This window comes from Thioclava sp. F36-6 (assembly GCF_002020305.1).
Lineage (GTDB): Bacteria > Pseudomonadota > Alphaproteobacteria > Rhodobacterales > Rhodobacteraceae > Thioclava > Thioclava sediminum.
Map to the genome: position 1 here is coordinate 1363563 of NZ_MPZX01000001.1, position 26960 is coordinate 1390522.

26 protein-coding genes are annotated in these 26960 nt (G+C 65.5%); 10 read left to right on the forward strand and 16 right to left on the reverse strand.

Annotated features, from left to right (window positions below):
* Positions 1-118: 118 nt before the first annotated feature.
* The gene (locus BMI88_RS19485) at positions 119-865 is read right to left on the reverse strand and encodes an IclR family transcriptional regulator C-terminal domain-containing protein (RefSeq protein ID WP_168173952.1); all 747 of its coding nucleotides are present in this window, start codon (positions 863-865) and stop codon (positions 119-121) included.
* Between the two features lie 159 nt (positions 866-1024).
* Here BMI88_RS19485 and BMI88_RS06295 point away from each other — a divergent pair, with 159 nt between their 5' ends.
* Genes BMI88_RS06295 through BMI88_RS06305 form a run of 3 tightly spaced genes read left to right on the forward strand, consistent with a single transcriptional unit; the run spans position 1025 to position 3740 of the window.
* On the forward strand, positions 1025-2590 hold the full coding sequence (locus BMI88_RS06295; RefSeq protein WP_078546920.1) for a 4-hydroxyphenylacetate 3-hydroxylase N-terminal domain-containing protein: 1566 nt from the start codon (positions 1025-1027) through the stop codon (positions 2588-2590).
* A gap of 60 nt (positions 2591-2650) precedes the next feature.
* Positions 2651-3280, forward strand: a complete 630-nt coding sequence (locus tag BMI88_RS06300) for an FAD synthetase family protein (protein WP_078546922.1) — start codon at positions 2651-2653, stop codon at positions 3278-3280.
* On the forward strand, positions 3267-3740 hold the full coding sequence (locus tag BMI88_RS06305) for a flavin reductase family protein (protein ID WP_078519234.1): 474 nt from the start codon (positions 3267-3269) through the stop codon (positions 3738-3740). Before BMI88_RS06300 ends, BMI88_RS06305 begins: the two co-directional genes overlap by 14 nt.
* A 7-nt stretch (positions 3741-3747) precedes the next feature.
* Here BMI88_RS06305 and BMI88_RS06310 read toward each other — a convergent pair whose 3' ends face one another.
* Genes BMI88_RS06310 through BMI88_RS06320 form a run of 3 tightly spaced genes read right to left on the reverse strand, consistent with a single transcriptional unit; the run spans position 3748 to position 6882 of the window.
* Entirely contained in the window at positions 3748-4800 is a 1053-nt protein-coding gene (locus tag BMI88_RS06310) for an ABC transporter substrate-binding protein (RefSeq protein ID WP_078546924.1), read from the reverse strand.
* Positions 4797-6209, reverse strand: a complete 1413-nt coding sequence (locus BMI88_RS06315; RefSeq protein WP_078547320.1) for a sensor histidine kinase — start codon at positions 6207-6209, stop codon at positions 4797-4799. Before BMI88_RS06315 ends, BMI88_RS06310 begins: the two co-directional genes overlap by 4 nt.
* On the reverse strand, positions 6202-6882 hold the full coding sequence (locus BMI88_RS06320; RefSeq protein WP_078546926.1) for a response regulator transcription factor: 681 nt from the start codon (positions 6880-6882) through the stop codon (positions 6202-6204). The genes BMI88_RS06315 and BMI88_RS06320 overlap by 8 nt, the downstream gene beginning before the upstream one ends.
* A gap of 114 nt (positions 6883-6996) precedes the next feature.
* On the opposite strand from BMI88_RS06320, the gene BMI88_RS06325 reads away from it, so the two are divergent.
* From BMI88_RS06325 to BMI88_RS06335, 3 genes are all read left to right on the forward strand, one after another.
* Complete coding sequence (locus BMI88_RS06325; RefSeq protein WP_078546928.1) at positions 6997-7962, forward strand: tripartite tricarboxylate transporter substrate-binding protein; 966 nt, start codon at positions 6997-6999, stop codon at positions 7960-7962.
* A 67-nt stretch (positions 7963-8029) separates the two neighbouring features.
* The gene (locus BMI88_RS06330; protein ID WP_078546930.1) at positions 8030-8461 is read left to right on the forward strand and encodes a tripartite tricarboxylate transporter TctB family protein; all 432 of its coding nucleotides are present in this window, start codon (positions 8030-8032) and stop codon (positions 8459-8461) included.
* Positions 8462-8470: 9 nt separating this feature from the next.
* Positions 8471-10009, forward strand: coding sequence for a tripartite tricarboxylate transporter permease (locus BMI88_RS06335; RefSeq protein ID WP_078547322.1), 1539 nt, complete (start codon positions 8471-8473; stop codon positions 10007-10009).
* A gap of 107 nt (positions 10010-10116) precedes the next feature.
* On the opposite strand, the gene BMI88_RS06340 is transcribed toward BMI88_RS06335, so the two are convergent.
* Genes BMI88_RS06340 through BMI88_RS06350 form a run of 3 tightly spaced genes read right to left on the reverse strand, consistent with a single transcriptional unit; the run spans position 10117 to position 13585 of the window.
* A complete protein-coding gene (locus BMI88_RS06340) occupies positions 10117-10920 on the reverse strand; it encodes a 3-hydroxybutyrate dehydrogenase (RefSeq protein WP_078546932.1) in 804 nt (267 codons plus the stop codon).
* Positions 10920-12422 carry an AMP-binding protein gene (locus BMI88_RS06345; protein ID WP_078546934.1) on the reverse strand — a complete coding sequence of 501 codons (1503 nt, stop codon included), beginning with the start codon at positions 12420-12422 and terminating at the stop codon, positions 10920-10922. The genes BMI88_RS06340 and BMI88_RS06345 overlap by 1 nt, the downstream gene beginning before the upstream one ends.
* Entirely contained in the window at positions 12419-13585 is a 1167-nt protein-coding gene (locus tag BMI88_RS06350; protein WP_078546936.1) for an acetyl-CoA acetyltransferase, read from the reverse strand. The genes BMI88_RS06345 and BMI88_RS06350 overlap by 4 nt, the downstream gene beginning before the upstream one ends.
* Before the next feature lie 94 nt (positions 13586-13679).
* Here BMI88_RS06350 and BMI88_RS06355 point away from each other — a divergent pair, with 94 nt between their 5' ends.
* Positions 13680-14246, forward strand: a complete 567-nt coding sequence (locus BMI88_RS06355) for a PAS and helix-turn-helix domain-containing protein (RefSeq protein ID WP_244176527.1) — start codon at positions 13680-13682, stop codon at positions 14244-14246.
* A 69-nt stretch (positions 14247-14315) separates the two neighbouring features.
* On the opposite strand, the gene BMI88_RS06360 is transcribed toward BMI88_RS06355, so the two are convergent.
* Positions 14316-15449 (reverse strand): cache domain-containing protein, encoded by a 1134-nt coding sequence (locus tag BMI88_RS06360; protein ID WP_146673486.1) that lies wholly within the window; start codon positions 15447-15449, stop codon positions 14316-14318.
* A gap of 278 nt (positions 15450-15727) precedes the next feature.
* Between BMI88_RS06360 and BMI88_RS06365 the strand changes: the two genes are divergently transcribed.
* Positions 15728-16306, forward strand: coding sequence for a hypothetical protein (locus tag BMI88_RS06365; protein ID WP_078546940.1), 579 nt, complete (start codon positions 15728-15730; stop codon positions 16304-16306).
* Between the two features lie 16 nt (positions 16307-16322).
* Here the strand turns inward: BMI88_RS06365 and BMI88_RS06370 are convergent, their stop codons facing one another.
* Together BMI88_RS06370 and BMI88_RS06375 are read right to left on the reverse strand one after the other, a co-directional pair.
* Positions 16323-18311, reverse strand: coding sequence for a cellulose synthase catalytic subunit (locus tag BMI88_RS06370; protein ID WP_078546942.1), 1989 nt, complete (start codon positions 18309-18311; stop codon positions 16323-16325).
* Positions 18312-18323: 12 nt separating this feature from the next.
* Entirely contained in the window at positions 18324-19463 is a 1140-nt protein-coding gene (locus BMI88_RS06375) for an HlyD family efflux transporter periplasmic adaptor subunit (RefSeq protein ID WP_078546944.1), read from the reverse strand.
* Positions 19464-19707: 244 nt separating this feature from the next.
* Between BMI88_RS06375 and yghX the strand changes: the two genes are divergently transcribed.
* Positions 19708-20622 carry a YghX family hydrolase gene (yghX, locus tag BMI88_RS06380; RefSeq protein WP_078546946.1) on the forward strand — a complete coding sequence of 305 codons (915 nt, stop codon included), beginning with the start codon at positions 19708-19710 and terminating at the stop codon, positions 20620-20622.
* Positions 20623-20731: 109 nt separating this feature from the next.
* Positions 20732-22408, forward strand: a complete 1677-nt coding sequence (locus tag BMI88_RS06385) for a thiamine pyrophosphate-binding protein (RefSeq protein WP_078546948.1) — start codon at positions 20732-20734, stop codon at positions 22406-22408.
* Between the two features lie 12 nt (positions 22409-22420).
* Here the strand turns inward: BMI88_RS06385 and BMI88_RS06390 are convergent, their stop codons facing one another.
* The 6 genes from BMI88_RS06390 to BMI88_RS06415 all read right to left on the reverse strand — a co-directional run bounded on the left by BMI88_RS06390 (position 22421) and on the right by BMI88_RS06415 (position 26891).
* Complete coding sequence (locus BMI88_RS06390) at positions 22421-23116, reverse strand: SDR family NAD(P)-dependent oxidoreductase (RefSeq protein WP_078546950.1); 696 nt, start codon at positions 23114-23116, stop codon at positions 22421-22423.
* Positions 23117-23221: 105 nt separating this feature from the next.
* Positions 23222-24220: a hypothetical protein gene (locus BMI88_RS06395; protein WP_078546952.1), complete on the reverse strand. Its 999-nt coding sequence runs from the start codon at positions 24218-24220 to the stop codon at positions 23222-23224.
* A complete protein-coding gene (locus BMI88_RS06400; protein ID WP_078546954.1) occupies positions 24217-24915 on the reverse strand; it encodes an ABC transporter ATP-binding protein in 699 nt (232 codons plus the stop codon). Before BMI88_RS06400 ends, BMI88_RS06395 begins: the two co-directional genes overlap by 4 nt.
* A 10-nt stretch (positions 24916-24925) precedes the next feature.
* A complete protein-coding gene (locus tag BMI88_RS06405; RefSeq protein ID WP_078546956.1) occupies positions 24926-26068 on the reverse strand; it encodes an FtsX-like permease family protein in 1143 nt (380 codons plus the stop codon).
* Positions 26065-26388, reverse strand: coding sequence for a hypothetical protein (locus BMI88_RS06410; RefSeq protein ID WP_078546958.1), 324 nt, complete (start codon positions 26386-26388; stop codon positions 26065-26067). The genes BMI88_RS06405 and BMI88_RS06410 overlap by 4 nt, the downstream gene beginning before the upstream one ends.
* Positions 26388-26891: a nitrous oxide reductase accessory protein NosL gene (locus BMI88_RS06415; protein WP_078547326.1), complete on the reverse strand. Its 504-nt coding sequence runs from the start codon at positions 26889-26891 to the stop codon at positions 26388-26390. Before BMI88_RS06415 ends, BMI88_RS06410 begins: the two co-directional genes overlap by 1 nt.
* Between the last annotated feature and the right edge of the window lie 69 nt (positions 26892-26960).

Sequence of the window (26960 nt, forward strand, 5' to 3'; positions counted from 1 at the left end):
CTCGGATGCGGCGGGCGGCCCTCCTCCGGGCGGCGCCTTCAATTCGATAAGGGAGATTTGCATGGCGCACGCGGCTTGGGCCAGACGGGTGCGCGGTATCCTGTAATACCTCAAAGGTTCAGTTTGGCCGAAGTTCATACCCCAGGCGTTCGGAAATCGTCCGCGCGGCGCCCAGGGCGATATTGCGGAAGGCGCGCGGCTGCACCTCGTGGCGCGAGCGGGGGACCGAGATGACCAGCACGGCTACGGGCTGGCCGATGTGGTCGCGGATCAGCGCCGAGACGCAGATCACATCCGCCTCGTCCTTCGGCGCGCCCGCGTTGAACCCGTCGCGTGCGAGCGCGTCCAGCTCCGCGCGCAAGCGTGCGCGATCCTCCAGCCGCGAGCCGGGCCGCGTGTGCCGGTCGAGATATTCATCAAGCTGGGCCGGGGAGAACTGCGCCAGATGCAGCATCCCCGGCGGGCTGTCATGCAGCGCGATCCACGACCCCAGCGCCTCGCGCGAGACCCGCAGCGCTTGCGTGCCTTCCAGCGCGTCGAGCACCAGAAGCCGTCCGTGATCGTGCAGGGTCAGGTGCAGCGTCTCGCCATAGTCGCGCCAGAGCGCCGCCAGCACGGGCCGCGCGGCCTCCGTCAGCGCGGAGCTATCCTCCAGCGCGCGGTTCAGCGTCGCGACCAGCGGACCCAGCCGATAGCGCCCGCGTTCGACCTTTCGCAGCAATCCGATTCGGGCCAGACCGTTCACGAGATCATGCGTGCCGCTCACGGAATTGCCGATCGCGCGCGACAGATCCGTGACCGAATGCTCCGGCTGAGCGGCGGTGAACTGGCGCAAAAGCTCCCCCACCTTGCGTAATGTCTTCATCTGGACCCTCCCGCGGTGATTTCGGGCCTCAGAATTCCGGCATTGCCGGAAAAAGTCGCGGTATTTGTCGATACCTTTCGGTATCAGCCCGGCTCCGGCACCGTGAAGGGGACAGGTCGGACATGTCTTTCGTTCATCCGACCTGATGGAGGAGGAACCATGAAAGACCAAGTGAAAGACGCCCAAAGCGGCGTCACGACCCCCTATACCGGTGACGAATATCTCGCGAGCCTGCAGGACGCCCGCGAGATCTATGTCCATGGCGAGCGCGTCAAGGATGTGACCAAGCACCCGGCCTTCCGCAACTCGTCGCGCATGGTGGCGCGCTGGTATGACAAGCTGCATGCCGAGAAGGACACGATCGGGCGTCCCACCGATACTGGCTCTGGCGGCTGGACGCACCCGTTCTTCAAGGGCGCGAAGACGAAGGAAGACCTGATCGCGGGCCGCGACGCCATCGCCGAGACGCAGCGCGTCGCCAATGGCTGGATGGGGCGCGCGCCGGATTACAAGGCGGCATTCCTTGGCACGCTGGGCGCGAATTCCGGCTATTACGGAGAATACGAGCAGAACGCGAAGAACTGGTATGCCAAGTCGCAGGAGCGTCTCGACTACTGGAACCACGCGATCATCAACCCGCCGATCGACCGTCATCTGCCGGCTGAGGAGACCGGCGACGTGTTCATGCAGGTCGAGAAGGAAACCGATGCGGGGATCGTGGTGTCTGGCGCCAAGGTCGTCGCGACCGGCTCGGCGCTGACGCATTACAACTTCATCGGCTATTACGGCGTCCCGATCAAAGACAAGAAGTTCGCGCTGACCTTCACCGCGCCGATGGACAGCCCCGGCGTGAAGCTGATCTCGCGCGCGTCTTACGAGCTCAACGCCGCCGTCATGGGCACGCCTTTCGACTATCCGCTGTCCTCGCGCCTCGATGAGAACGACGCGATCCTCGTCTTCGACAAGGTGCTCGTGCCGTGGGAGAACCTGTTCCTCTATGGCGATATCGAGAAGGTGAACGGCTTCTTCCCGGCGTCCGGCTTCGCGCCGCGCTTCACGCTGCATGGCTGCACCCGTCTTGCGGTGAAGCTCGACTTCATCGCGGGTCTGTTCTCCAAGGCGCTCGATGCGACCGGGGCAGGCGGCTTCCGCGGGCCGCAAACGGCGGTGGGCGAGGTGATCGGCTGGCGCAACTTGTTCTGGGGCCTCTCGGACGCGATGGTCATGAACCCCGATGACTGGGTCGGCACCGATGGCTATCTCGCGCCGAAATCGTCCTCGGCGATGGCCTACCGTGTCTTCGCGCCGATGGCCTATTCCCGGATCAAGGAGCTGATCGAGCGCCACGTCGCCTCGGGTCTGATCTACCTGCCGTCCTCGACGCTCGATTTCCAATCGGAAGACGTGCGCCCCTATCTCGACCGCTTCGTGCGCGGCTCGAACGGGATGGTCGCGGTCGACCGGGTGAAGCTGCTGAAGCTTCTTTGGGACGCGATCGGCTCGGAATTCGGCGGCCGTCACGAGCTGTATGAAAGCAACTATGCGGGCAATTACGAAGCGATCCGCATGGAGACCATGTTCACCGCTCAGGCCACGGGCGAGTTGGATATGATGCGCGGCCTCGTCGACAATTTCATGAGCGAATACGACCTCGACGGCTGGGTGTCGAAAGACCTCGTGAACCCCTGGGACGTGAACCGCCTCAAGGGCGGGTTCCAGGCCTGAGACTGAAGGGGCTGCGCGGGATCCTCGCGCAGCCCACGACCCCGGGGAAGGAGGAGCCCCATGAGTTTGGATTTCACAGGGATGAAGACGCAGGTGCTGCGCGACGATCAGATCGCGCTGCCCGCGAGCGTCCTCACCATCGGCGCGTTCGACGGCGTCCATCGCGGCCATCAGGCGCTGATCTCGCGCGCCGTGGCCGAGGCGCGGGCGGCAGGCGTGGCGTCGGTCGTCTGGACCTTCGATCCGCCGCCGAAAGTGTTCTTCGGGCGCGCCAAGCAATTGTCGCCGGTGTCGGAGAAACTCGCGCGGATCGCGCGGCTCGGGCCGGATTACATCGTGCTGGCGTCGTTTTGCAAAAGTTACGCGGCGCGCAGCCCGCAGGCCTTTCTGGACGATCTGGCACGGATCAACCCGGCCCGCATCCATGTCGGCGCGGATTTCCGCTTCGGCGCGAAACAGGCGGGCTGCGTGACCACATTGGCCGAACGCTTCGACGTGACGTTGGCGCCCGCGGTGCTGTGCGAAGGCGGCGAGGTGATCTCGTCCACGCGCATCCGGGGCCTGCACGCCGAGGGCCGCGCGCGCGAGGCCGTGGCCCTTCAGGGCTCGACCGATGCCGCCGCGCTGATGTCCGGCGCGCTTCTGACACAGGATATGAGATTTGGGGAGGAATTCGATGTCCGGAATTGATCCGCGCGATCTGCGCGACGCTTGCGGCAGTTTCGCAACCGGCGTGACGGTGATTTCGACGCGCACCGAAGATGGCGATCACGGAATGACGGCCAATGCCTTCATGTCGGTCTCTCTCGACCCGCCGCTGATAACCATTTCGCTCGATCACAATTGCAAGCTCCGCGAGAAGGTGCGCGCTTCCGGGCGCTACGCGGTCTCGGTGCTCAATCACGAGATGGAGGGGCTGGCGATGCATTTCGCGGGCCGCCACGATCCGGCGCATAACGACCCCTTCATCGAGCGCGCCGGGATGCCCGTCGTGCCGGGGGCTGCCTGCGTTTTCGTGACCGAGGTCGCGCAGGAGGTTGAGGCGGGCGATCACACGCTCTTCATCGGCAAGGTCGTCGAAATCGAGCGCGATCTGGAGGCCCGGCCGCTTCTGTTCTGTGGTGGCAAGTTCGGCGCGCTGGCGAGCTAGGCCAACGCTATTGCGCGAAGATATCCCGCCAGCGTTCGAGGAAACGCGCGGTTTTCATCGTGTCGGTGGCAACCAATAGCGGCGGGCCAAGAGCGATGAGGCGTTGCAGGGCCAGCGTCTCGTCGCTGTCGCTGCCGCCACCGTCGCGCGTGATCGGGTCGATCAGCTTGGTCTTCGCCAGCGCCCTCTGACCCGCTGGCGAGAGCAGGAAATCCAGCAGCTTCGCGGCGGTCGGGTTGGGCTCGCGCCCCGGCAGATAGGCTGCGCGCGACAGAACCAGCGTGTAATCGGCGGGCGCGATGATCCCCAGATCGGGATTGTCGCGCGCGGCCTGCGCCGCATAGGAGCCGAGGATATTATAGGCGATCAGGTAGCGCCCGCCCGCGACGCCATCGATGATCTCGGCCGAGCAGCAGGTGGCGACCGCGCCGGAGCGCGCGAAGGCCTCGGTCAGTGCGCCGAAGGTGCTGGCCTCCTGACTGTCGAGGAAAGCGAACAGGAACCCGAGCCCGGAATCCGCGATGTCATAGGTCGCGACCTTGCCGATGTAGGGCGATTGCGCGGGCCGCAGCAGGTCCACCAGATCGAAGCGCGTGCGCGGCACATCCTCAGGCGGGACCAGCGCGCGGTTGTAGATCATCACCGCAGGCTCGCGCGAGATGCCCCAGACCTGATCGCGCCAACGCAGGTCCTTCGGCAGCGCCGTGGTCTCGGGCGAGACCCATGTGGCCGCGCAATTGTCGTTCACCAGCTTCACGACATGCTGCACGCCCGAGCTGATCACCAGATCGGCGCCGGGTTTGCCGGACGCGCAATCGGCCTCGGAAATATCGTAGAGGTCGTTCGAACCCCATTGCTCGAACCGGATCGCGAGGCCGGGCTGGGTGTCCAGAAACGCCTCGATCGCGGGGGCGAGGATGTTGACGTCGGTCGTGGTGCGCAGGGTGATTTGCCGCGCGGGCTGATCGGGGCCGAAGGCGCGGACGGCCTCGGGCTCGGCGGCTGCGAGGGCGGAGCTCAGGCCCAGCCAGAGCGTCAGGGTCAGGAGCGCGCGGATCATGTTGTCTCCTCCGCCTGGGGCAGGGTGATCGCGATGGTGAAGCCTGTCGTATCGCTCTCCATCTCGAGCGTGCCGCCATAGGTTTCCGCAACCGATTGCGCGATGGCGAGGCCCAGCCCGCTGCTCGCACCGCGCCGACGCGTGTCCGAATGTCCCGGCGCGAAACGCTCGCCCAGACGCGCGCGCAGCTCGGGCGTGGGGCCGGGGCCTGCGTCGCGCACCCAGAGCCGGGCGCGCCCGTCGCGCATGTTCGCACCGATGGTGACCGGGGCCTCGCCATGCGACAGCGCATTGCCCAGCAGGTTCTTCGCCGCCTCCGACAGCGAAAGCTCATCGGCCAGCACGGGTACCTCCGCCTCGGCGATCTCCAGCCGGATTTCGCTGCCCGGCGCGAGGGTGGCGTGATCGCCTTCCTCGAAGATATCCAAGGCGATGTTGCGCAGATCGACCCGCTCGCGCCGCGCACTGTCGGCGCGGTGGATCACAAGCGCCCGCGACAGCATCTGATCGAGCAGGCGGCTCAGCCGCACTGTGCCGGAATGAATCTTCGCGACGATCTGGTCGCGCCGGGCTGGGTCGTCCTCTTCGGCGGCGAGGTCGGATTGCGCGCGCAGGGCCGCAACCGGGGTGCGCAGCTGATGCGCGGTGTCCGAGATCAGGCTTTTCATCGTCGCGAATTGCCGGTCCAGCCGCCCCATGAACCCGTTCGTCGCCTGCACCATCACATCGACCTCGCGCGGCACGGCGGCGCGGATCGGGGTGAGGTCCTGCGGGTCGCGTTCCGAGATGCGATGGGCCAGCCGCTCCAGCGGGCGCAGCGCGCTATGCACGATGATGATCGCGAAGGCGAGCATGGCGATGCCGCCGACCGCCAGCCCGCCAAGCGCGTTGCGGGTGATGCTGAGCGCAAGCTGGGTGCGGGCCCGCAAGGTCTGGCCCACGATTACCTCCACCGTGCCGGAGAACTGGCGCTCCGCGAAACGGCGCGTGACCCGGATGTAGCGTGCGGGCTCTCCCTTGAAGCGCGCGTCGTAAAGCTCCGAGTCCTGGGCGGTCGTGTCGGGGCGGGGCAGGTCCTCGTAGCCCGTCAGCACCGCGCCTTTCGGGCCGCTCACCTGATAGGCGATACGGTCATCGGGCGCGAGGGCGAGTAGCTCAAACGCCGAGACCGGCAGATCGACCACCGGCGCGCCGTCGCGGATCGAGATCGAGGCGGCGATGTCATTGGCGGCGCCGACCAGCAGCCGGTCGAAGGCATCCCGCGCGGCCGCGCGCCCATAGGCGAAGGCCGCCAGCGCGAGGATCAACCCGCCGACGATCATCAGCCCCGACAGCCCGGTCACGAGCCGCGCGGTCAGCGAGCGCGTGGCGGAAAGGCCGGTTTCGCGGGGGAGAGCGCCGTCAGACATCGCCATCCCGTGCCGCCAGACGATAGCCGCGTCCGCGCAGGGTTTCGATCTCGACCCCGCTGCCGGTCAGCTTCTTGCGCAGCCGCGCGATATAAAGCTCGATCGCATTGTCGCCCGGCACCGCATCGTCGAAGGCGTAGAGCCCCTCGTGCAGCCGATCCTTCGACATCACTTGCCCCGCATTGCGCATCAGAATTCCCAGCAGCGCGAATTCGCGCCCCGTCAGTTTCAGCGCCTGATCCCCGACCGTGGCGCTGCCTGCTGTCGCGTTATAGCGCAGATGGCCGAGTTCGAGATCGGCAGAGCGATCCGTGGTCTGCCGTCGCCCGATCGCATGAAGTCTTGCCTCCAACTCTCGATGATCAAAGGGTTTTACGAGGTAGTCGTCCGCCCCGAGCTCGAAGGCGGAGATCTTGTCATCGACCGAGAATTGCGCGGTCAGCATCAGCACCGGCATCGTGGCGGCCTGCGCGCGCATCTCGCGCAGAAGGTCGGTGCCGCTGCCATCGGGCAGGTTGATGTCGAGGATCACCGCGTCATAGGCCTGCACCGCCAGAAAGTCGCGCGCTTCCTCGACGGTGGCGGCGAGATCGCAGGCCATGCCCGAGCGCGCAAGCCTGCGCTGCGTGGCCTCGGCCAGCTCCTCGGCATCTTCGACAAGCAAGAGCCGCATTCTTCCTCCCTCATGCGCCTCTGAACCTGTGACAGGTTCGTGACAGGTTCAAGCGGTAAAACCCGGCAGATAGCCCGCTGCGGGAGGCAACGGGCGGACAGTGGAGGATATACCATGGCTTTTAAACTCATGCGCGCGGCGATTGCCGTCGCGGCACTCACCGTTGCGACCGGCGCCTCGGCGCAGGAATGTATCGCACCCGCGAACCCCGGCGGCGGCTGGGACTTCACCTGCCGTCAGGTCGGCAAAACCATGCAGGATCTGGGTCTCATCGACTCGACCATGCAGGTCGTGAACCTCGCCGGTGGCGGCGGTGGCGTGGCCTTCGCCGAAGTGGTGAACAAGCGCAATGACGACGACAACCTGATCGTCGCGGCTTCCTCGGCGACCGCGACCCGTCTGGCGCAAGGCGCCTATCCGGGCAACTCGATGGATCAGGTCCGCTGGGTCGGCTCGATCGGCGCGGATTACGGCGTGATTGCCGTCGCAGCCGACAGCGAAATCCAGACGCTTCCCGAACTGCTCGACAAGATCAAGGCCGATCCGAATTCGGTCTCCGTCGCGGGCGGCTCGGCCGTGGGTGGCTGGGATCACCTCAAAGTGCTGATCGCGGCTGACGCTTACGGCATCGATGATGTGCGCAAGGTCAAATACATCGCCTTCGACGGTGGCGGCGAAGCGGTGACCCAGCTTCTGGCGGGCTCCGTGCAGGCCTTCACCGGCGATCTGTCGGAAGCCAAGGGCTTCGTCGACTCCGGCGATATCCGCGTGATCGCGGTGCTGGCGCCCGAGCGTCTGGACGGCGAATTCTCGGAATTCCCGACCGCGAAAGAGCAGGGCGTGGACGCGATCGGCGCGAACTGGCGCGGCTTCTACGCTCCGGGCGGCATGTCCGACGAGGCTTACCAGGCTTGGGTCGATAAGGTCGGCCAGCTCTATGCCTCCGACGAGTGGAAGCAGGTGATGGCGGCCAACGGTCTGGCCCCGCTCGACCTGCAGGGCGCTGAATTCGAGAGCTTCGTGCAGAACTCGGTCCAGCAGATTCAGGACATCTCGCGCCAGATCGGCATCATCAAGTAAGCGAGACAACCCATGCGCGCGGCGGGCTTTCGAGCGCCGCCGCGCCTTCATACCAAGGGAGGGGATCATGAGTGATCGCATCTTCGGCGCCGTCGGCCTGTGCCTTGCGCTGTTCTACGGCTGGGCGACGCTGCAAATCCAAGAAAGTTTCCTGTCGGATGCGGTGGGGCCGAAAACCTTCCCGCTGGTGATCGCGGTGATCCTCGGGCTGGCCTCGCTCGTGATCTTGCTGCGCCCCGATCCCGACCCGGTCTGGCCGAGCCTCTCGCGGCTCGCCGAAATCCTCGCCGCCGTTGTGGTGATGATCCTCTATGCCGAGTTCCTGCCCGTCGTGGGCTTCCTGATCGCGACCGCTTTTGCCAGCGCCTACCTGACATGGCGGCTGGGGACAGGGCCGCTTCAATCCATCGTCGTCGGCGTCGCCACCTCGATCGGTATCTACGTAATTTTCAAGCTGGTTCTGGGCCTCTCGCTCGCCAGCGGCCCCTTCGGCTTCTGAGGTGAAATGATGGACACCTTAATGTCACTCGCAGACGGTTTTCACACCGCTCTGACCTTCGAGAACCTGCTGCTCGCCCTGCTGGGCACGTTCCTCGGGACCATGATGGGCGCGCTGCCCGGCCTCGGGCCGTCCAACGGCGTCGCGATCCTGATCCCGCTGGCCTTCACGCTGGGGCTGGGGGCCACGCCCTCGCTGATCCTGCTGACTTCAGTCTATTACGGGGCGATGTATGGCGGGCGGATCAGTTCGATCCTGCTCAATATTCCGGGCGACGAGCCCGCGATGATGACCTGTCTCGACGGCTATCCGATGGCCAAGAAGGGCCTTGCGGGCGAGGCGCTGTCGCTCTCGGGTATCGCGAGCTTCGTCGGTGCTTTCATCGCCACCTGGGGCCTGATCCTGTTGGCGCCGCAACTGGTGAAATTCGCGCTGCTTTTCGGGCCGGCGGAATATTTCGCCCTCTTCGCACTCGCTTTCGCGACGCTGGGTGGGGTCTCCTCGACCAATCAGGCGAAATCGGCTTTCGCCGCGATGCTGGGCCTCGGCCTGTCGGTGATCGGGGTGGACACGCAGACCGGCGTACCGCGTCTAACCTTCGGCGAGGTGCACCTCTATGACGGTCTCGATTTCCTCGTCGCCATCGTCGGCCTCTTCGCGCTGTCGGAAGTGTTCATCTTCCTTGAGCACCGCCACGGTTCGGCCACTGGCGCGGGCCACAAGGTCTCGGTCGGGCGCATCACGCCGCCGTGGAAGATGGTGAAAGAAACGACGCCGACGATGCTGCGCTCGTCGCTCTTGGGTTTCGTCGCCGGCGTGCTGCCGGGGGCAGGGGCGTCGCTGGGCTCCTTCATCTCCTACTCGATGGAAAAGAAGCTGGTAGACCGCAAGAACACCTTCGGCACGGGCGATCCGCGTGGTGTGGCCGCCCCCGAGGCAGGCAACAACGCGGCAGCCGGTGGCGCGCTGGTGCCGATGCTGGCGCTCGGCGTGCCGGGCTCGGGCACCACGGCGGTGCTGCTGGCGGTGCTTCTGTCGCTCAACATCACGCCCGGCCCGCTTCTGTTCCAGAACAACCCCGACGTGGTCTGGGGCCTGATCGCGGCGCTGTTTATCGCCAACTTCATGCTGCTCGCGATGAACATCCCGATGGTGGGCATCTTCACCCGCGTGCTGATGATCCCGCCGCGCATCCTGATGCCGATCGTCGCGATGGTGTCCTTCGTGGGGATCTACGGGATTTCCGGCTCCAGCTTCGATCTGCTGGTGATGATCGGATTCGGTGTGATGGGCTGGCTGCTGCGCAAGCTCGACGTGCCGCTGGTGCCGATCATTCTCGGGACGCTTCTGGGCAACACGATGGAGAACAACCTGCGCCGGGCCGTCACGATCTCGAACGGCGATTACTGGACGCTGGTCGGCAGCCCGCTGGCGATCGGTCTGTGGACCGTGGCGATCGTGGGCTTCATCCTGCCGCTGTTCCTGAGCCGCTTCGTGAAAGCGCGGATGCATGAGCGCCGCGATGACGAGGGTGCGATCTCGGACTGAGACCGCACCCCCTAGCGCAGGCATCACACCTCCCCCGAGGTGCCTGCGCCGGTTCGAAGGAAGGGGCGGCGGTGGTCAACCCGCCGCCCCTTTCTCACCTCCGAGCCTTATTGCGTGGTCCAACCCCCATCGACCGGGATCGAGGTGCCGGTCACGTTGTGCGCGATTGGCGCACAGAGCCACAGCGCGAGCGCCCCGATCTCGGAGGGGTCCGAGAGGCGCCGGGTGGGCTGTTTCTCCGCCAGAAGATCCGCGATCCCCGCCGCCCGGTCGCCGCCATGCGCCGCCGCGCGCTCCGCGATCTGAGGCCCGAGAATGTCGGTCTCGGTCCAGCCCGGGCAGATGCAGTTGACGGTGACGCCGCCCGCTTCGCGCGTGCCCGCCTGCGCATATTCCAGCGCCGCCACCCGGCTCATGCCGACGAGACCGAATTTCGAGGCGACATAGGGCGCCTTGTTGGCAGAAGCCACGAGCCCATGCACCGAGGCGATGTTCACGACACGGCCATAACCGCTCTCGGCCATGCCCGGCATCGCGCGGCGCATCGTGTGGAACGCGCCCGACAGGTTCACCGCGAGAATGGCGTTCCAGATTTCGGGCGTGGCCTCGGCAAGGCTCGCCGTGCGCTGGATGCCCGCGTTGTTCACGAGGATATCCGCGCCGCCCCAGTCCGCGACCGCATCCATCATCGCGTCGATCTGCGCCGGATCGGCCATGTCGGCGTCGAAGAACTTTACCTCCGGCGCGCCCGCCGCCTCCAGCACCGCTGTCGCCTCGGCGACCTGCGCCGCATCGGCAATCCCATGCAGCGCGATGCGCGCGCCCGCCTCGGCCAGCGCCTTCGCGATCGCAAGGCCAATGCCTTGCACCGAACCCGTTACCAGAGCCGTCTTTCCATCCAGTCGCGACATTAGTCCTCCTCCGTCACTTTCTTGCGCAGCTCGGTCTTGAGGACCTTGCCGTAATTGTTCTTGGGAAGCTGCGCGATCACGCGATACGCCTTGGGGCGCTTGAACCGCGCGATCTGCTCGCAGCAATGCTGATCGAGGGCGGCGGGGTCGATCTCGGACCCCGGCGCAGGCGTGACGAAGGCCACGACGCTCTCACCCCATTCCGGATCGGGCTTACCGACCACCGCAACCTCGTGGACCGAAGGGTGCAGGAGCAGCGCCTCCTCGACCTCGCGGGGATAGATATTCGTGCCGCCCGAGATGATGACGTCCTTGGAGCGGTCCTGCAGCGTGACGAAGCCGTCCGCATCCATCGTGCCCAGATCGCCGGTCCAGAGCCAGCCTTCGCGCAGCGCCTTCGCGCTCGCCTCGGAGTTCTGCCAGTAGCCCGCCATCACGGCGGCTCCGCGCACGAGGATCTCGCCGGTTTCGCCAGCGGGCAGGGGGCGGCCTTCGCTGTCGGCGATGCGCACCGAGACCGGGCTATGTGCTTGACCGACCGAGGCCAGCCGCTCGCGCCAGCGCGGATGGGTTCGGTCCGCCACCAGCTCGCGCGACAGGGCTGTGATCGTCATCGGGCTCTCGCCTTGGCCGTAAATCTGGACGAAGCGTGGGCCCATCACCTCGACCGCGTCGATGATATCGGCGACATACATCGGCCCGCCGCCATAGACGATGGTCTTGATGCCCTCGCCGGTCCGCCCCGTGGTGCGGGCGCGGTCCACCAGACGGCGGATCATCGTGGGGGCGGCGAACATCGACACATGTTGCAGCTTCGGCGCGAGATCGAGGATTTCGTCGGCCTCGAACCCGCCCGAGCGCGGCACCACATGGCGCGCGCCGCGCATCACGTGGACGAAATTGTAAAGCCCCGCGCCATGCGACATCGGTGCGGCGTAGAGGATCGCGTCTTGCGGTTCGACGCTGTCGACATCCGAGAAATAGCCCAGACACATCGCCTGCACATTGGCCGAGGTGATGCACACGCCCTTGGGCCGCCCGGTCGTGCCGGAGGTGTAGAACAGCCAGACCGTCTCGCTTTCCGCGATCTCGACCGGGGCGGGCATCGGGTCATGGCGCAGAAGATCGGCATAGGCCGGGCCTTTCAGGTCCACCGTCTCGACGCCCAGATCGTTTTCCGGGCCGCCGGTGAAGGCCAGCTTCGCCTCGGAAGCCTCGATGATCCATGTGGCCTCGCGCGGGTGCAGCTTGCCGTTGATCGGTACCGCCACCGCGCCCGCGAACCAGATGCCATAGATCGCTTCGAGATATTCGGCGCAATTCTTGGCGAATAGCGCCACGCGGTCGCCCGGAGCGATCCCTTTCGCCACCAGCCCAGCCCCGATCCGGGCGGCGCGGTCGGCGAACTCCGCATAGGTGGCGCGCAACTCCTCGCCCTGCAGCAGCGCGGGGGCGTCGGGGGTGCGGACCGCACTGCGGATCAGCCACTCCGCCGGGTTCATGCCGCGCGCTCCACTTCGAGGATCGAGCAGTAATTCGCGACGCCCGAGCCGCCCATGTTGAAGACGCAGCCCAGTTCCGGGCCGGGCAGCTGCATCTCGCCCGCCTGACCGGTGAGCTGCATCGCGGCCAGCACATGCATCGACACGCCGGTCGCGCCCACGGGATGGCCCTTGGCCTTCAACCCGCCCGAGATATTCACCGGAAGCCGCCCGTCGCGCAGTACCAACCCCTCGTCGATGGCCCGCGCACCGGAGCCTTGCGGCACAAGCCCCATCGCCTCGTAGACGAGCAATTCCGCGATGGTGAAACAGTCATGGACCTCGGCGAAGGAGAGATCATCGACCCCCACGCCCGCCGAAGCATAGGCGCGGCGGAACGCCTCTGCCGGGCCCTCGAAAGCCAGCAGATCGCGGCGCGACATCGGCAGGTAGTCATTGACCTGCTCGGCGGCGCGGAAACCGATGGAATTGGCGAAATCGCCCGCGCGGTCGTCGGCAACCATGACCAGCGCAGCAGCGCCATCGGAGATCAGCGAGCAATCGGTCATCCGCAGGGGCGGGGCGATCATCGGGTTCTTGTCGCTGACCGTGTTACAGAACTTGAACCCCACATCCTTGCGCATCTGCGCGAGCGGATTGGCGAGCGCGTTGTGGTGGTTCTTCGCGGCGATCCGGGCGAGTGCCGCGGAACGGTCGCCATGCGCCTGATAATAGGCCTGCGCGAAACGTGCGAAAATCTGCGGGAAGGAAACGCCCGCTTCCTCCATCTGGTAGGACGCCCCGGCCAGCGCCTCGGTGACGCCTGCGGTGTCCTTCGCGGTCATCTTCTCGGCCCCGATCACCAGCGCGGCCTTCACCCGGCCCGAACGGATCGCATCGCGCGCGGCATAGATCGCAGCCGAGCCCGACGCGCAGGCGTTCTCCACGCGGGTCGCGGGCGTGAAGCGCAGCCTGTCGTCGATCCCCAGCGCCAGCGAGCTTGCGAACCCATCCGGCACCAGCCCGGAATTGAAATGCCCCAGCCAGATGCCGTCGATCTCCGCCGGGTCGATCCCTGCGTGCTCCAGCGCGCCGCCGCCCGCATCGAGAACCAGATCCTCGAGCGTGCGCCCCTCCAGCTTGCCGAATTTCGTATGGCCCCAGCCGACGATCTTCGCGTCCATGCGGGTCTCCTCCCAATGATCCTCCGTTGCGGGGGAGACTAGCGCAGGGGCGGCACGACCTCTATTCGTAGAACTACGCTATCGGGAGAAGTGGATGGAGCAGGATCTGCTGGACAGCGATGAGATGGCGCTGCTGGCGTTCGAGCATGCGCCGGTCGGGCTGGCGGTCACCCGCGACCGGGTGATCGAGCGGTGCAACGCGCGGTTTTGCGAGAGTTTCGGCTATCGCGAAGACGAGCTGCCGCAGCGCTCGCTCGCGGTGCTCTACCCGTCGCAGGAGGAGTTTCTGCGCATCGGGGAGATCGGGTTGCGGCGAATGCGCGAGACCGGGCGCTATGCCGATGAGCGGATCATGCAGCGCCGCGACGGGTCGCTCTTCTGGTGCCGGGTGCGGGGGCAATCGCTGACGCCCGACGATCCCTTCGCGCGTGCTGTTTGGAGCTTTGCCGATCTGTCGGAATTGCGGCCCGTCGTCGATCTGACCGCGCGCGAGCGGCAGGTGGCAGCCCTTCTGGCCGAGGGGCAGACCAACAAGGAGATCGCGCGGGTGCTGGAGCTGTCGCCGCGCACCGCAGAGGCCCATCGCGCGCGGCTGCAGGCGAAACTCGGCGCGCGCAACACCGCCGAACTGGTGGCGCGGCTGACGGGGCTGCCGCTCTAGACGCGTTGCCCCAATGAAAAAGGGGCGCCGATGCGCCCCTTTTTGTCTCGTTTCCAGATCTGGCCCAGATCACGAATGCGGTTCAGGTGTCGCCTCAGGTGTCGACCGTGGCGGCCGCTCGCTGCGCTGCGGGGTGAGCTTGCTCTGGATGATCGCGAGCGCGCTCGACAGCGAGGCGGCTTCCTGAGAACTCGTCGCTTCCTCGGGGAAGACGTATTTGCCGTTCGCGATGCTCTTGGCATCCTCTGCCAGCCGCTCGACCGGGCGCAGCAGCAGCTTGAGGAACACCAGCGTCACGCCCAGCAGGCACAGCGCCGCGGCTGCGACCGTCGCCAGCGTCACCTGCGTCAAAACCGGCAGATCGTTCGAGATGTTGTCGCGGCGCAGAACCGCGAAGACGCGCCAGCCGAAGTTGGGCAGTTTGTTCCAGACGAAATCCGGCGCAAAGGCATAGGTCCCGCCGTCCTTGCCGTCGACAAGGTGGAAGACGCCGGAAGACTTGCTGCGCAGGCTCGCGCTCGAGGTCAGGCTTTTGGGCAGGGGCGTGCTTTCGTGACGGGTGTCGATGACGGGATCGCCGTTGATGTCCTGCACGACCACGTCGATGCCAAGCTCCTTGCTCGCCTCGAACAGGAAGCTACGCACCCATGCGATCCGCACGCGGTAGACCAGGACGCCGATCTTCTGGCCGTTCGCGCCCTTCACGGGGGTCGAGAGGTTCAGGAATTGCTCCATCTTGCCGGTCAACGCATTGGTGGCCGTCTCGGTGATCGAGTCGACCGACGGCACGCGGATACCATCGCGGAACCACCGCTTGGAGCTGACATTCTTGCCGACCTCATAGCCGTTCGAGCCGGAGATGATCGTGCCATCGGGCGCGGCGAAGCCTGCCCAAGCGACCTGGCCCCCGGTGCGGGCGACGGCGTCCATGAACTTGTTGATGTCGTCTTGCGACGCGGTGCCGATGCTTCGCGCAACGGCATGCATACTGTCCCATTCGCGCATCAGGGCCGTGTTGAAGCTGAGCGCGATCGCATCCGAGCCTCTCAGGACAAGTTTGTGTTCAATGGCTGTCTGAAATTCATGGGCCTGATCCGACACGACCTTGGCGACGAAGACGGCCGTCGCTGCCACGACGAGCACCATCGCCAGAGCGGTGCGTAGGAAAATGCCTCCGAGATTGTGATGTCGACGAATGGTCATCTTCGCTTCAATCCTACGTTAATTGTAGAAGGGGTCCGATTTAAATCATGGTTACTGAGTAAATACGGCGAGAAAGTGGTGCGGGCCCATTTCAAGGTAAATTTTTTCGCGGACCGGAAGGATGGCTTGCAAAGCGTAAAGCGATGTCAAACACTCGAAGGAACAAGCTCCCGGGGCACGGGGCTGCGAGGGCTCGATCGACGGGTCTTTCCGCAAAAACCAAATAGCAGATCGAGGGGCCGCAAAGGTCTCGGGCACAGGCTTACAGGACACGTAATATGCAAAAGATTCAAGGAGTAAGCGTCGCGATCGCGACCTGTCTGGCACTGTCACTGGGGGCGGGCTCGCAAGCCCGCGCGGATGGCGCGTTTGTGCAGTTCGACGCGGCGCAGAATACCTCCGACACGGTCTTTTCGATGTCGCGCGGGAAAGTGAGCTTCAGCGCGAATTTCTCTGACTACGATGGCGGATGGTCGACCGGCGCGGCCGTGACGCGGGACTTCGCGCTCGAGGGAATCGGCACGCTGAAGCTCGGCCCCAGCATCGGGCGCACCTTGGCGGACGATAACTGGCGACTCGGCGCGCGCGTGGGGCTGGAGCGGTATACGCCGACCAGCTTCGGGCATGTCTTCATGCTGGGGCAATACAACACGATCGATCAGGACTGGTTTGCGGTGTTTCAGGCCGGGAACCGCTCCGGGCTGGGGCTAGAGCTCTCCGCAGGCGGGAGCGACACCTATTCCGAGCGTACCATCGCGGTGACCCAGAAAATCGACGGCGGGCCGGTCTCGATCCGGGCGGGGTGGCGTGCGTTGGCCAAGGAAGCCTTCGTCGGCATCTCCATCAATACCTATTAATCGCACGCCCCGCGGCTCACTCGTCCGAGGAGAATTTCGGCAAGAAGCGGCGGTAGATGTCGTGCAGAAGCGCGCCGGGGCGAACATGGCTGACGCCCGGCTCGTCCCCTTCGGCATAGAAGCGCACGAACAGTTCTTCGCGCTGCTCCTCGGTCGGCAGAAGTTGGAGGCGCGCGCCGTCGCGGGTCTTCGCGATGACGTAGCATTCGATCGGGTCGGTGATCTGGTCGATCGTAAGCATTCCGCGGGTCTGTTCCGGCAGGGTCAGGCCGCGCAGGCGCACCGTGTCCATCGTGAAAGAGGTCATCCAGACCCAGTATTCCGTGCCGTCGGAGACGAAGGAAATCCGCTCGGGCTTGTCGGCCACATGGATTTCGCGCCGGGGCAGCTCGACGCAGGCACGGCAGGTCGCGGCCAGCAGGAACAGGTTATAGATCGTCCAGAACAGGATCACCCATTTGCCGTCGCCCGCGTCGTAATAGGCGAAGCGGTCCCAGACGATCCCGATCAGAAGGCCGCCCAGCGTCAGGAAAAACAGGATCAGGAACGGCATCATGATCCGCCATTGCACGACGACCTTCGACCGATCCCCGCCTTTCGCCGTCACCGAAAACGGGTGGCCATGGGGCCGCAGCAAACCGGTGAAGGCGGCGCGGGCGATCGGGATCGCGCCGATCAACTGGCTCACGTCGTTCAGGAGCGGTACGACCATGCCGCGGCTGAGCATGTTCAGTATCATCAGGCTCCACAGGTAATAGACCCCGAAATAGCTCAGCACATCCGCGAGGCCCGCATTCACCACCGTGATGTTGAAATACCAGTAGAGCAGCGGGTAGCAGATCGCCGCGATCCGGAAGGGGAAGGTCGTGGTCCAGTAGAAGATCGAGTCGATGACGCTCCACCGGTCGCGCAGGCGTAGATTGCTTTTCGAGAACGGGCCAAGCGAGGAGCGCGCGATCTGCATCAGGCCGAGACACCAGCGGGCGCGCTGGGTGATGTATTCCTTGAGCCCTTCGGGGGCGAGGCCTTCGGTCAGCGGCTCGGCCAGATAGACGGTGCGCCAGCCTGCGTTTTGCAACGCCAGCGTCAGCATGAAATCCTCGGTCACGCTCTCGGTGTTGAAGCCGCCGATCTCGCGCAGCGCGCTCCAACGGCAGACCGAGGAGGTGCCGCAGCAAAAAGCGATCCCCCAGCCGTCGCGCGCGGGCTGCATCTGGTCGAAGAAGAAGCGCTGCTCGTCGGGGTAGGAGCTGTCGAGCCGGAAATTGTGCTGGATCGGGTCGGAGTTGAAGAAGTGTTGCGGCGTTTGCACAAGGCCCACCTCGGGGTTGTGGAACAGCGCCAGCGTGCGGGAAATGAAGCCGCGATGGGGTACGAAATCCGCATCGAGGATCGCCACGAAATCGGGCTGCACCTCTTCCTCGGCCAGCCGGTCCAGCGCGTGGTTGATATTGCCCGCCTTCTGCCCTTCGTTATCGGCCCGGCGCATGTAGCGCACGCCCTTGGTCTCGCAGAAATCGCGCAGCCAGTCGCGGCGGCTGTCGTCGCAGACCATGATCATCTTGTTGCGATGGCGCAGGAATTTCGCGCCCACGATGGTGCGTTCGAGAACGTCGCGATCCTCGTTATAGGTAGCGATCAGGATCGCGACGAGCGGCTCTTTCTCCGTTGGGAGATTGGCGTATTTGTCCGCTTCCTCGCTGCGCAACTTGATCCGCGACAGAACCAGAAAGGCGCTGAGCGAGCCGATCAGGGTGAAGACTTCGAGCGCGTAGAGAGACCAACTCGCCAGAACATCCAGCGTCAGGCCCGGCGGGGCGAGGGTCTCGGTTCCGCGCCACCAGATATAGCGCAGCGCGAGCACCGCGCTGATCCCCAGCAAGACGGCCCGGTGCCAGTTGCGCCGCGAATTGACGAAGCTCGGCAGAATGGCTGTGATACCCACCACGAGGATGAGCTGCATCGCCGCCGAGCCAAGCTCTCCCAGTTGCGGATAGAAGAACATGCCGCCCCGCCCTCAGCGCAGGAAGTCGAGGGGGCGGTGCTCGAAGAACACCCGCCCGGTGCGCCCCACGGGACAGTCGAGATCGGCATCGGATTTCAGGTCCGGAACGAGAAGCGTCACATCGTAGCGCTCGAGATGTTTCTGGCTCGGCGCGATGGCAAGGGTCTGGTAGACGCGCGCCGCGCCGCTGCCGGCGAGCCGCGCGATCGTCGCGTCGTAGATCTTGTCGCGCGAGGCCAGCTTGAAGGTCGCGGAATCGCCCACCTTGAGGTTGTTGTAGACGCCTTCGCTCACCGAGGCGGTCACCAGCGAGACGTCGCAATCGACGAGCGACATGATCGGATCGCCGCGCTGCACCGTCACGCCATCCGCCTGCAGGGTTTCCCAGTAGATCCCGTTCGCGGGCGATGTCACCTGGCTCGAGCTCAGTGTGTTCACCCGCGTCTGTTCCTTCGCCCGGCGCGCGTCGAGCGTCTTGACGCGGGCTTGGGCCTCGGTGAGGTCCGCGTCGAGCGAGGCGATCTCCTCATCGAGAAGCGCACCGCGCTGTTCGGAGCTTGGGGCGTCGTTATAGCCGTCGCCCAGATAGACGCCGGACTTGGCGGCATCGAGCGCGTTTTCGAGCAGCGCCACGTCCTCGCGCGCTTGCGTCACGGGGCCATTCTCCGCCGGGGCGGCAGGGGCGGGCTGCGCCACTTGCGTGGCACTCGTCTCCGTGCTTTGCGCATCGGGCTGCAGCCGGTCGAGCCGCGCGCGGGCAAATTTCAGCTTCGTCTCGATCTCGGCGATGCGATGCGTGCGATAGAGCTTAGTGCGCGCGCTATAGGCGTCGCGTTGCGTGCGTTTGGCGGCGAGGTCGCTTTTGATCCGCGCGACATTCGCCTCGGCATTCGCCAGCTCCATTCGCAAATCTTCGAGCCGCGTCGTGTCCGAGAGGATATCATCGACGGTGGCCAGCCGCTCGCCCTTGTCGACATGGGCACCGAGCGGTCGTTTCGGCATCGAGAGTTTGCCGGCGGTGCTGCTGCGCACCGTGACCACGGGCGCATTGACGACGGCATCGGCGCTCACGCCCGACATCTGCTCTCCGACGATCACCCAAAGCGCGCCCGCGACTAAAACGATACCGATGACAGGGCGAAAAGTTTTCAATTCGGGGCTCCTCGAGATGACACGTTACAGCGGGGCGGGGCCAATAGGTTTAACAACCTATAAACGTAACGTAATTGCAAGATGCAACCCAAGGTCTATTGAGAATATTTGGTTTGTGATGCGACGCGGCACGCTAGATCAGCCGCGGCGTGAGGAGGGCGCCTCGCATGAAATGCGCGTCGATAATGCGACGGAAAATCACTCGTTCGTGATATGCTTCCCGGTCTCAGGAGGAGGATTCACCATGACCGATCCAGCCCATGCGCGTCGCTTGACGGCGGCCGATTTCGACCAGGAACTTCTCGATCTTTACGATTACTATGTCCATGGCAAGATCTCGAAACGGGAATTTCTCGATCGGGCGGGGAAATGGGCGGTGGGCGGCGTGACCGCTCTGGCGATCCTCGGGGCGCTTGCGCCCGATTATGCGCTGGCCCAGCAGGTGGCCGAGGACGATCCCGACATTCTGGGCGAGGACATCACCTATGACAGCCCAAACGGCACCGGCGAGATTACCGCCTATCTCGTGCGCCCGACGCAGATCGATCCGGACAATCCGCCTGCAGCGATCCTCGTCGTGCATGAGAATCGCGGCCTGAACCCCTATATTCGCGACGTGGTGCGCCGCCTCGCCAAGGCGGGCTTCGTGGCGATGGGCCCCGATGGGCTGTCCTCGCTCGGCGGATATCCGGGCAATGATGACGAGGGACGCACGATGCAGCGCAGCCTCGATCAGGGCGCGTTGCTCAACGATTTCTTCGCCGGGTTCGAGTATCTCCAGACGCTCGACGGCACGAATGGCAAGGTCGGCGCGACCGGATTCTGCTATGGCGGGGGCGTGGTGAACAAGCTTGCCGTGGCGTATCCCGAGATGGGCGCGGGCGTGCCGTTCTACGGGGCCGCCCCCGACTCTGCGCAGGTCGCGATGATCGAAGCGCCGCTGATGATCCAGCTCGCAGCGCTCGACCAGCGGATCAACGCGATGTGGCCGGAGTTCCAGAAGGCGCTCGAGGAGAACGATAAGCGCTACGAGGCCTATATCTATCCGGGCGTGAACCACGGTTTTCACAACGACACGACGCCGCGCTACGACGAGGCCGCTGCCAAGCTGGCCGAGGAACGCATGATCGCGTGGTTCCGGACCTATCTCGCTGGGTGATCTGGCGCGCTCGCGACCTGCCGGGGGTGCGCTCCGATTTGGCGCGTGCTACGCCTCTCGCAAGATCCGCGTCATCGCGCGGAGCCGCAAACGGGAGAGAGGCGCGCGCATGAGAAACGGTGGTCAGGTTCTGGTCGAAAGCCTCGTGGGGCTTGGTGCGCGCAAGGCATTCGGGGTGCCGGGCGAGAGCTATCTCGCGGTGCTCGACGCGCTGTATGACACGCAAGGCACGCTGGATTTCGTGCTGTGTCGTCAGGAAGGCGGGGCGAGCTTCATGGCTGCCGCTTACGGCAAGCTGACCGGGGAGCCCGGCATCTGCATGGTCACGCGCGGCCCCGGGGCCACCAATGCCGCGATCGGGGTGCATACCGCGATGCAGGACTCCGCGCCGATGATCCTGTTCGTGGGGCAGGTCGGCACCGATATGAAGGGCCGCGAGGCGTTTCAGGAGCTCGATTACAAGGCGGTCTTCGGCACCATGGCGAAATGGGCCGTCGAGATCGACCGGGTTGAGCGCATCCCCGAAATTCTCTCCCGCGCCTGGACGATGGCTGTCAGCGGGCGGCCCGGCCCGGTCGTGGTCGCGCTGCCCGAGGATATGCTGACGTCGATGACCGAGGCCGCGCCGCTTGGCGCGCCCGTCCGGATCACCGAGCCTCAGCCCGATCCGGCGGTGATGGGCGAGTTGCGCGAGATGCTGGCCGGGGCCAAGCGTCCGCTGATCCTCTATGGCGGGTGCAACTGGCGCGGGGACGGCACTGCGCACATTAAGTCCTTCGCGGAAGTCTCTGATATCCCGGTGCTTTCGGTATTTCGCTATCAGGACCAGTTCGACAATAACTCGCCCGTCTTCTGCGGCGATGCGGGTGTCGGAATGGCGCCGCATGTGAAGCGTCTGATGCGCGAGGCCGACGTGATCCTCGCGATCAATGCGCGGTTTGGCGAGAACACGACCGAGGGCTACACGCTGCTCGATGTGCCGCAGCCCGCGCAGCGGCTGATCCATGTCCACGGCTCGGATCTGGAGATCGGCAAGATCTACCGTCCCGAACTGGGCATCCATGCCGGGCCGAACGCCTTTGCCGCAGCTCTTGGCGCGCTGGAGCCGGTCAAAGGTGACTGGGCCGACTGGCGGGCCGAGGGCCGCGCGGCCTATGAGGCCGGCTTCGATCTGCCCGATCTGCCCTCGCCGGTCGATATGGGCAAGGTCTGCGCCTATCTGCGCGACGAGTTGCCCGAAGACATGATCCTGACCAACGGGGCGGGCAATTTCGCGGTCTGGCCGGGGCGGTTCTTCCGCTTCGGGCCTAACGCCACGCTGCTTGCGCCGCAATCGGGCGCGATGGGCTACGGGGTGCCGGCGGCCATCGCTGCCAAGGTGGCGCAGCCCGAGAGAACGGTGGTCTGTTTCGCGGGCGATGGCGATTTCCAGATGACCTCGCAGGAGCTTGCCACCGCCGCGCAGGCGGGCGCGCAGCCGATCATCCTGATCCTCAATAACGGGATTTACGGCACGATCCGTGCCCATCAGGAGCGCAATTATCCGACCCGCGTGTCGGGCACTTCGATGGCGGTGAACCCGGATTTCGCGGCGCTCGCGAAGGCCTATGGCTTCCACGGCGAGCGGGTTGAGCGGACGGAGGATTTCGCCGCCGCGTTCGAACGGGCGCGGGCGTCCGAGACCGGCGCGGTGCTGGACCTCGTGATCTCGCCCGAGGCGCTGACCCCGCGCCAGTCGCTCTCGGCGATGCGGGCTGCGGCGCTGGAGGCGGGCAAGGGGCGCTGAGCGCCCGTCGCCTCAGAACGTCTCGACCCAGGGGCGCAGCGTGATCTCGTTCGTCCAGGTGCTGCGATCCTGCTCGATCAGCTGGCGATAGGTCTTCGCTATCGCCGCAGGGCATAGCATCGAGCCGGGCTTGTCGGGCGCCTCGCTGCGGCCCGGATTGAGGATCATGCCGTCGATGTTCACCCAGGTGACGTGGATGCCTTGCGGGTGCAATTCGCGTGCCATGCTCTCGGCCAGTCCGCGCTGTGCGAATTTGCCCATCGCGAAGGGTGCGGAGCGTGCGAACCCTTTCACCCCGGCGGAGGCCCCGGTGAAGAGGATCGTGCCGCGAGTGCCCTCGGCGGGCTCGGCTTCGAGCATCCGTCGCGCGGCGTGTTTGCCGGTCAGAAACGCCCCAATCGCGGTGATCTCGACGGCGGCGCGAACCTCGGTGGCATCGAGTTCCGCCACCGGGCCGCGCACGCGTCCCGAGGGGTTGTAGACGACGACGCGCGGCGGCGCGGGCAGGGCGTCGAACAGATCGGCGATCGCGGCCTCGTCGGTTGCGTCCAGCTGCACCATACGCGCGCCGGTTTCCTTGGCCAGCGCCTGCATCTTCTCGGCGCTGCGGGCCGCGAGAGTCAGGTCATAATCGGGCGCAAGCTCCCGCGCCACTGCGGCTGAAAGCCCGTCGCCCACTCCGATAATTACCGCCTGTGCCTTGCTCATGGTCTGTCCTCCTCCAGTTCGCGTTCCCGCGCCCGGCGCGGATGCCTTACGACATAGCCCGGCGCGACACTGGTCCAAATCGGGGCCGCCCGCATCGCGGACAGCTTACCCGAAGAGGATCAGATGCGAGCGCCAGATCACGATCAGGCAGACGATCCCGTACACGGCGAACCCGGCCATCGACCAGATCAGCAGCCGCCGCATCAAGCTCGGCAGCGGCCCCGCCAGGGAGGCGCGCTTTTGAAACGGGCTGAGCGCGCCCGCCCCAAGCCCGGCTGCGGTGGCAAGAAACAGCGGCACATACAGCGCGTAGCCGACATAGCCGTATTCGGGCTTGAGGATGCAGAACGGGCAATGATGGTTGGGGTTTTCATAAATATAGAGCGAGATCGTGGCGACAATCGCGGTCAGCCCCATCCCGAACACCAGCGCCGAGGCCAGCGCGTAAAGCCCGTAGCCGCGCTTGCGGATCAACGCGGCGATCCCCGCAGCCAAGGCGATCAGCGCGGTGAGGCCAAGCAGCCAGAGCGCCTGCGCCTCGCCGACGCCCGCCATCTGGTTCGCGAGATTGGGATTGTTCGGCGTGAACAGTTTCGAGCAGCACGAGGTGATCACATCGGTCTGCATGTCGAGGAAATAGCTCAGCTCGACCGCGCCATCGGCAAGGATCAGCGGCGTGATCGCGAGGAGGGCCGCGTATTTCACGCGGGTCAGCGGGTAGTCCCGGCCCAGCCTGTCGGCCCGGTCGAGGATCAGCCAGATCACGGCGGCGAAGAACACCCCGATCTTGAGATAGAGCGCGGGGAAGCCGTAATCGTTCACGTTGAGCGTGCCGACCGCACACATCGCGCCGACGAATAGCGACGACATCCGGTCGGCATTGAAAACAAACAGCAAAAGCGCGGCGAGCTCGGCCAGCATGACAGCGGCGAAGAGGGTCGAGACGAGCTCGGTCATGCGCTCCATGCGCAGCTGGCGTGCGCCCATGTCCGTCAGGTCCCAGCGGCGCAGCACGGTGACGGCGAAGCCACCCGCCCAGAGGGCCGTCAGCGCGGCCAGACCCGCCACCAGCAACAGCGCCATGATCGGCGTTTGAAAGATCATGGCTGCGGCTCCTGCTGGGCAGGCGCGTCCTCGATCCGCCCGTCACGCATCGAAACCACCCGGTCGACGCAGTCCGCGCCCCAGACACGTGGGTCGTGGCTCGACATGATGACGGTGCGCCCGCGCGCTTTCTCCTCGGCGACGATCTGCAGGAAGGTCTCGGAGAGCGCGCTGTCGAGATTGGCCGTGGGCTCATCCGCGATCAGGATCGGCGGATCGTTGATGAGCGCCCGCGCAATCGCTGCGCGCTGCGCCTCGCCGCCCGAGAGCAACTCGATCCGGGTCTGGGCGCGCGGCCCCAGACCCAGCGCCTCGATCCGGTCCATCGCCCGCGCGCGGAGCTCTCCGAAGTGCTGGCCCAGCGGCGCGGCGGGCAGCATCACGTTTTCCAGCACGGTCAGGCCGCGCACGAGGTTGAACCGCTGGAAGATGAAGCCGAACCGCTCGCGCCGCAGTTCGGTCTGGAAGTGCTCGGGCAGGCCCGAGACGACCTCGCCATCGAGGCTGACGCGGCCCGTGGAAGGCCGCGCCATACAGGCGACGACCGACAGCAGCGAGGATTTCCCCGAGCCCGACGGCCCCTTGAGCACGGTGACGGCCCGGCCCTCGATGCTCAGGTCGATCCCGTCCAGCGCGGTCACCGCATTGGGGCGGCCCGCATTATAGGTCTTGGTCACGGATTGCAGAGTGATCATGGGGGCCTCCTCAGCGCATTACGGCATCGGGATCGGCCGAGGCCGTGCGCCAGATCGGCACCACGGTCGCGGCGATATAGGGCAGGGTGGTCAGCAGCGCGAGCGTCAGCAATTGCAGCCCGTCCACATGCGGGCTCAGCGGGAAATCGGGATAGATCACCGCCCAGCCCTTCAGGATCGGCGCGAAGAGCGGGGCGCCGAAGAAGAATACATGGGCGAAGCCCGCGACGGTGCCGATCAGGAAAGCCGCGAGCGAGATCAGCCCGCCTTCCCACATCTTCATCGCGATCACGTCGCGCGTATTCCAGCCCACCGCCTTGAGGATGCCGATCTCGCGCGCTTCCTCGGCCGAGAGCCCGCTGGCTTTTTCGGCGGCGAAAATGACGAAGGCGAGGATGCCCGCGAAGGCCAGCGCCGTCAGCAGCCCCTCGCGCCAGTCGAAGAGCTTCTGATAGGTGCGCGCGATATCGGCGCGGGTGACGAAGCGCATCTGCGGCAGCGCGTTCGAGCCTTTCTGGACGATGGTAGCGACCTCGTTGGGGTTGCGCACGCGGGCCACGACATCGGTGTAGCGGCCTTTGGGTATGTCGAAGAAGTCGCGGAAATCAGCCTCGTTCATCAGCATCAGGTCCGAGGTCATCAGCGCGGAGTCGCGGCTGAAGGTCTTGGCGACGTCGAATTTCTTCAGATCGCCCTCATAGCGCGACAGGAAAACCGGCGCGCCCGCCCATTCGAGGCCGCGTGCGCGGGGGATGCCCTCGCCAATCGCGATCTGACCGGGGTCGGTCATCATCCCGGGGTCGTTGGGCACCATGACGGTGTAATTCGCGCCATTGATCCGGTCGTAATAATAGCCCCAGAGCCGGGGATGGGCCTCGGTCACACCGCGGATCGCCGCGATCTCGTCCGCGACCGAGCCGTCGATCAGGTCCTGACGGCCCAGCGTGATCTTCTGCACGGTGATCTCGGGCGCGCCTTCGAGCACGGTCGTGGTCTCGAACCGCAGGCTTGCGGCGAAGAACATCGCCGAGGCGAGCACGAAGACCACCACGGAATAGACCGCGATCAGGGCGATATTCTTGCCTTTGCGGCGGGCGAGAGCGGCGAGGGTGAAATCGGCCAGCGCGCGCTGGCGGCGCAGGAATGGGGTCATTTCGCGGCCTCGGGTTGGAACAGGAGCCAGCCCTTGCCGGGCGTGGCGGGGGGCGGCACGAAGGTGCCGGAGGGGAAGTGGTCGAAGCTGCCCGGGTGGTCCTGAAACGGCGTGTTCAGATCGGCGAGGCTGGGGTTCCGGGTATAGCGCGCCTCGGTAAACAGTGCCGGATCGGTCAGCCCCAGCCGCGCGACCAGTGTGCGCTCTTCGAGCAGACGCCCATCACGATGGGGGCGCGCGAAGACGGGGTAATATAGCTCCACCGCCAGCAGCAGCGTCAGGCAACCGAGCGCCGCAAAAACATAGCTCGAGCGTCGCATCAGAACGGGCCGCCCTGATCGAGCGCGTCGATCAGCTCCGGTGTGACCTCGTCATGGCGCAACAGCTTCTGGCCCTTGTGGTCGCGCATGAAATCCTGCGCATCGACCGCGTTCATCAGCGGCACCAGCTCGTGCCCCATCGGGCCCAGAACGTCCGAACCCACGACATAAAGCGCCTCGCGCGCGTCGATCAGCTTGAGCCCGTAATACTCGGTCACGCCCATGCCGGTGATCTGGTCGGCTTTGCGGCCAAGGGCGTATTTCTCCATGTCGAACATGTATTTGAAGTAGTCCTTGGCACCGTCGAAATGATCGGCATAGCCATCCGCGTAGAGCACCGTGGTGACCCATTCGGGGTATTTGTAGACGAACATGCCGCAGACCGGGCAGGTGTCGCCGGGGCCGGGCGGGGGCAGGTCGAGTGTGGGCGCATCGGCACGCGCAGCACTCAGCCCCGGGCCGAGCGAGAGGGCAGCGGCGAGGCCCGCCGCGCGTTGGAGCATCTGGCGCCGCGTCGGGCGCGACGGGGGGCGTGCGGGCGTGCCCCCGTGATGGCAGGGATGGTTGCACAT

What these genes read in the sequence shown, in the direction of transcription:
- BMI88_RS06300 (WP_078546922.1), top strand. Translation starts at nt 2,651, where the DNA reads ATGAGTTTGGATTTCACAGGGATGAAGACGCAGGTGCTGCGCGACGAT.
- BMI88_RS06415 (WP_078547326.1), bottom strand. Translation starts at nt 26,891, where the DNA reads ATGCTCCAACGCGCGGCGGGCCTCGCCGCTGCCCTCTCGCTCGGCCCG.
- BMI88_RS06320 (WP_078546926.1), bottom strand. Translation starts at nt 6,882, where the DNA reads ATGCGGCTCTTGCTTGTCGAAGATGCCGAGGAGCTGGCCGAGGCCACG.
- BMI88_RS06340 (WP_078546932.1), bottom strand. Translation starts at nt 10,920, where the DNA reads ATGTCGCGACTGGATGGAAAGACGGCTCTGGTAACGGGTTCGGTGCAA.
- yghX (WP_078546946.1), top strand. Translation starts at nt 19,708, where the DNA reads ATGACCGATCCAGCCCATGCGCGTCGCTTGACGGCGGCCGATTTCGAC.
- BMI88_RS06410 (WP_078546958.1), bottom strand. Translation starts at nt 26,388, where the DNA reads ATGCGACGCTCGAGCTATGTTTTTGCGGCGCTCGGTTGCCTGACGCTG.
- BMI88_RS06325 (WP_078546928.1), top strand. Translation starts at nt 6,997, where the DNA reads ATGGCTTTTAAACTCATGCGCGCGGCGATTGCCGTCGCGGCACTCACC.
- BMI88_RS06365 (WP_078546940.1), top strand. Translation starts at nt 15,728, where the DNA reads ATGCAAAAGATTCAAGGAGTAAGCGTCGCGATCGCGACCTGTCTGGCA.
- BMI88_RS06315 (WP_078547320.1), bottom strand. Translation starts at nt 6,209, where the DNA reads ATGTCTGACGGCGCTCTCCCCCGCGAAACCGGCCTTTCCGCCACGCGC.
- BMI88_RS06355 (WP_244176527.1), top strand. Translation starts at nt 13,680, where the DNA reads ATGGAGCAGGATCTGCTGGACAGCGATGAGATGGCGCTGCTGGCGTTC.
- BMI88_RS06400 (WP_078546954.1), bottom strand. Translation starts at nt 24,915, where the DNA reads ATGATCACTCTGCAATCCGTGACCAAGACCTATAATGCGGGCCGCCCC.
- BMI88_RS06305 (WP_078519234.1), top strand. Translation starts at nt 3,267, where the DNA reads ATGTCCGGAATTGATCCGCGCGATCTGCGCGACGCTTGCGGCAGTTTC.
- BMI88_RS06350 (WP_078546936.1), bottom strand. Translation starts at nt 13,585, where the DNA reads ATGGACGCGAAGATCGTCGGCTGGGGCCATACGAAATTCGGCAAGCTG.
- BMI88_RS06345 (WP_078546934.1), bottom strand. Translation starts at nt 12,422, where the DNA reads ATGAACCCGGCGGAGTGGCTGATCCGCAGTGCGGTCCGCACCCCCGAC.
- BMI88_RS06385 (WP_078546948.1), top strand. Translation starts at nt 20,732, where the DNA reads ATGAGAAACGGTGGTCAGGTTCTGGTCGAAAGCCTCGTGGGGCTTGGT.
- BMI88_RS06360 (WP_146673486.1), bottom strand. Translation starts at nt 15,449, where the DNA reads ATGACCATTCGTCGACATCACAATCTCGGAGGCATTTTCCTACGCACC.
- BMI88_RS06310 (WP_078546924.1), bottom strand. Translation starts at nt 4,800, where the DNA reads ATGATCCGCGCGCTCCTGACCCTGACGCTCTGGCTGGGCCTGAGCTCC.
- BMI88_RS06335 (WP_078547322.1), top strand. Translation starts at nt 8,471, where the DNA reads ATGGACACCTTAATGTCACTCGCAGACGGTTTTCACACCGCTCTGACC.
- BMI88_RS06370 (WP_078546942.1), bottom strand. Translation starts at nt 18,311, where the DNA reads ATGTTCTTCTATCCGCAACTGGGAGAGCTTGGCTCGGCGGCGATGCAG.
- BMI88_RS06405 (WP_078546956.1), bottom strand. Translation starts at nt 26,068, where the DNA reads ATGACCCCATTCCTGCGCCGCCAGCGCGCGCTGGCCGATTTCACCCTC.
- BMI88_RS06390 (WP_078546950.1), bottom strand. Translation starts at nt 23,116, where the DNA reads ATGAGCAAGGCACAGGCGGTAATTATCGGAGTGGGCGACGGGCTTTCA.
- BMI88_RS06330 (WP_078546930.1), top strand. Translation starts at nt 8,030, where the DNA reads ATGAGTGATCGCATCTTCGGCGCCGTCGGCCTGTGCCTTGCGCTGTTC.
- BMI88_RS06295 (WP_078546920.1), top strand. Translation starts at nt 1,025, where the DNA reads ATGAAAGACCAAGTGAAAGACGCCCAAAGCGGCGTCACGACCCCCTAT.
- BMI88_RS19485 (WP_168173952.1), bottom strand. Translation starts at nt 865, where the DNA reads ATGAAGACATTACGCAAGGTGGGGGAGCTTTTGCGCCAGTTCACCGCC.
- BMI88_RS06395 (WP_078546952.1), bottom strand. Translation starts at nt 24,220, where the DNA reads ATGATCTTTCAAACGCCGATCATGGCGCTGTTGCTGGTGGCGGGTCTG.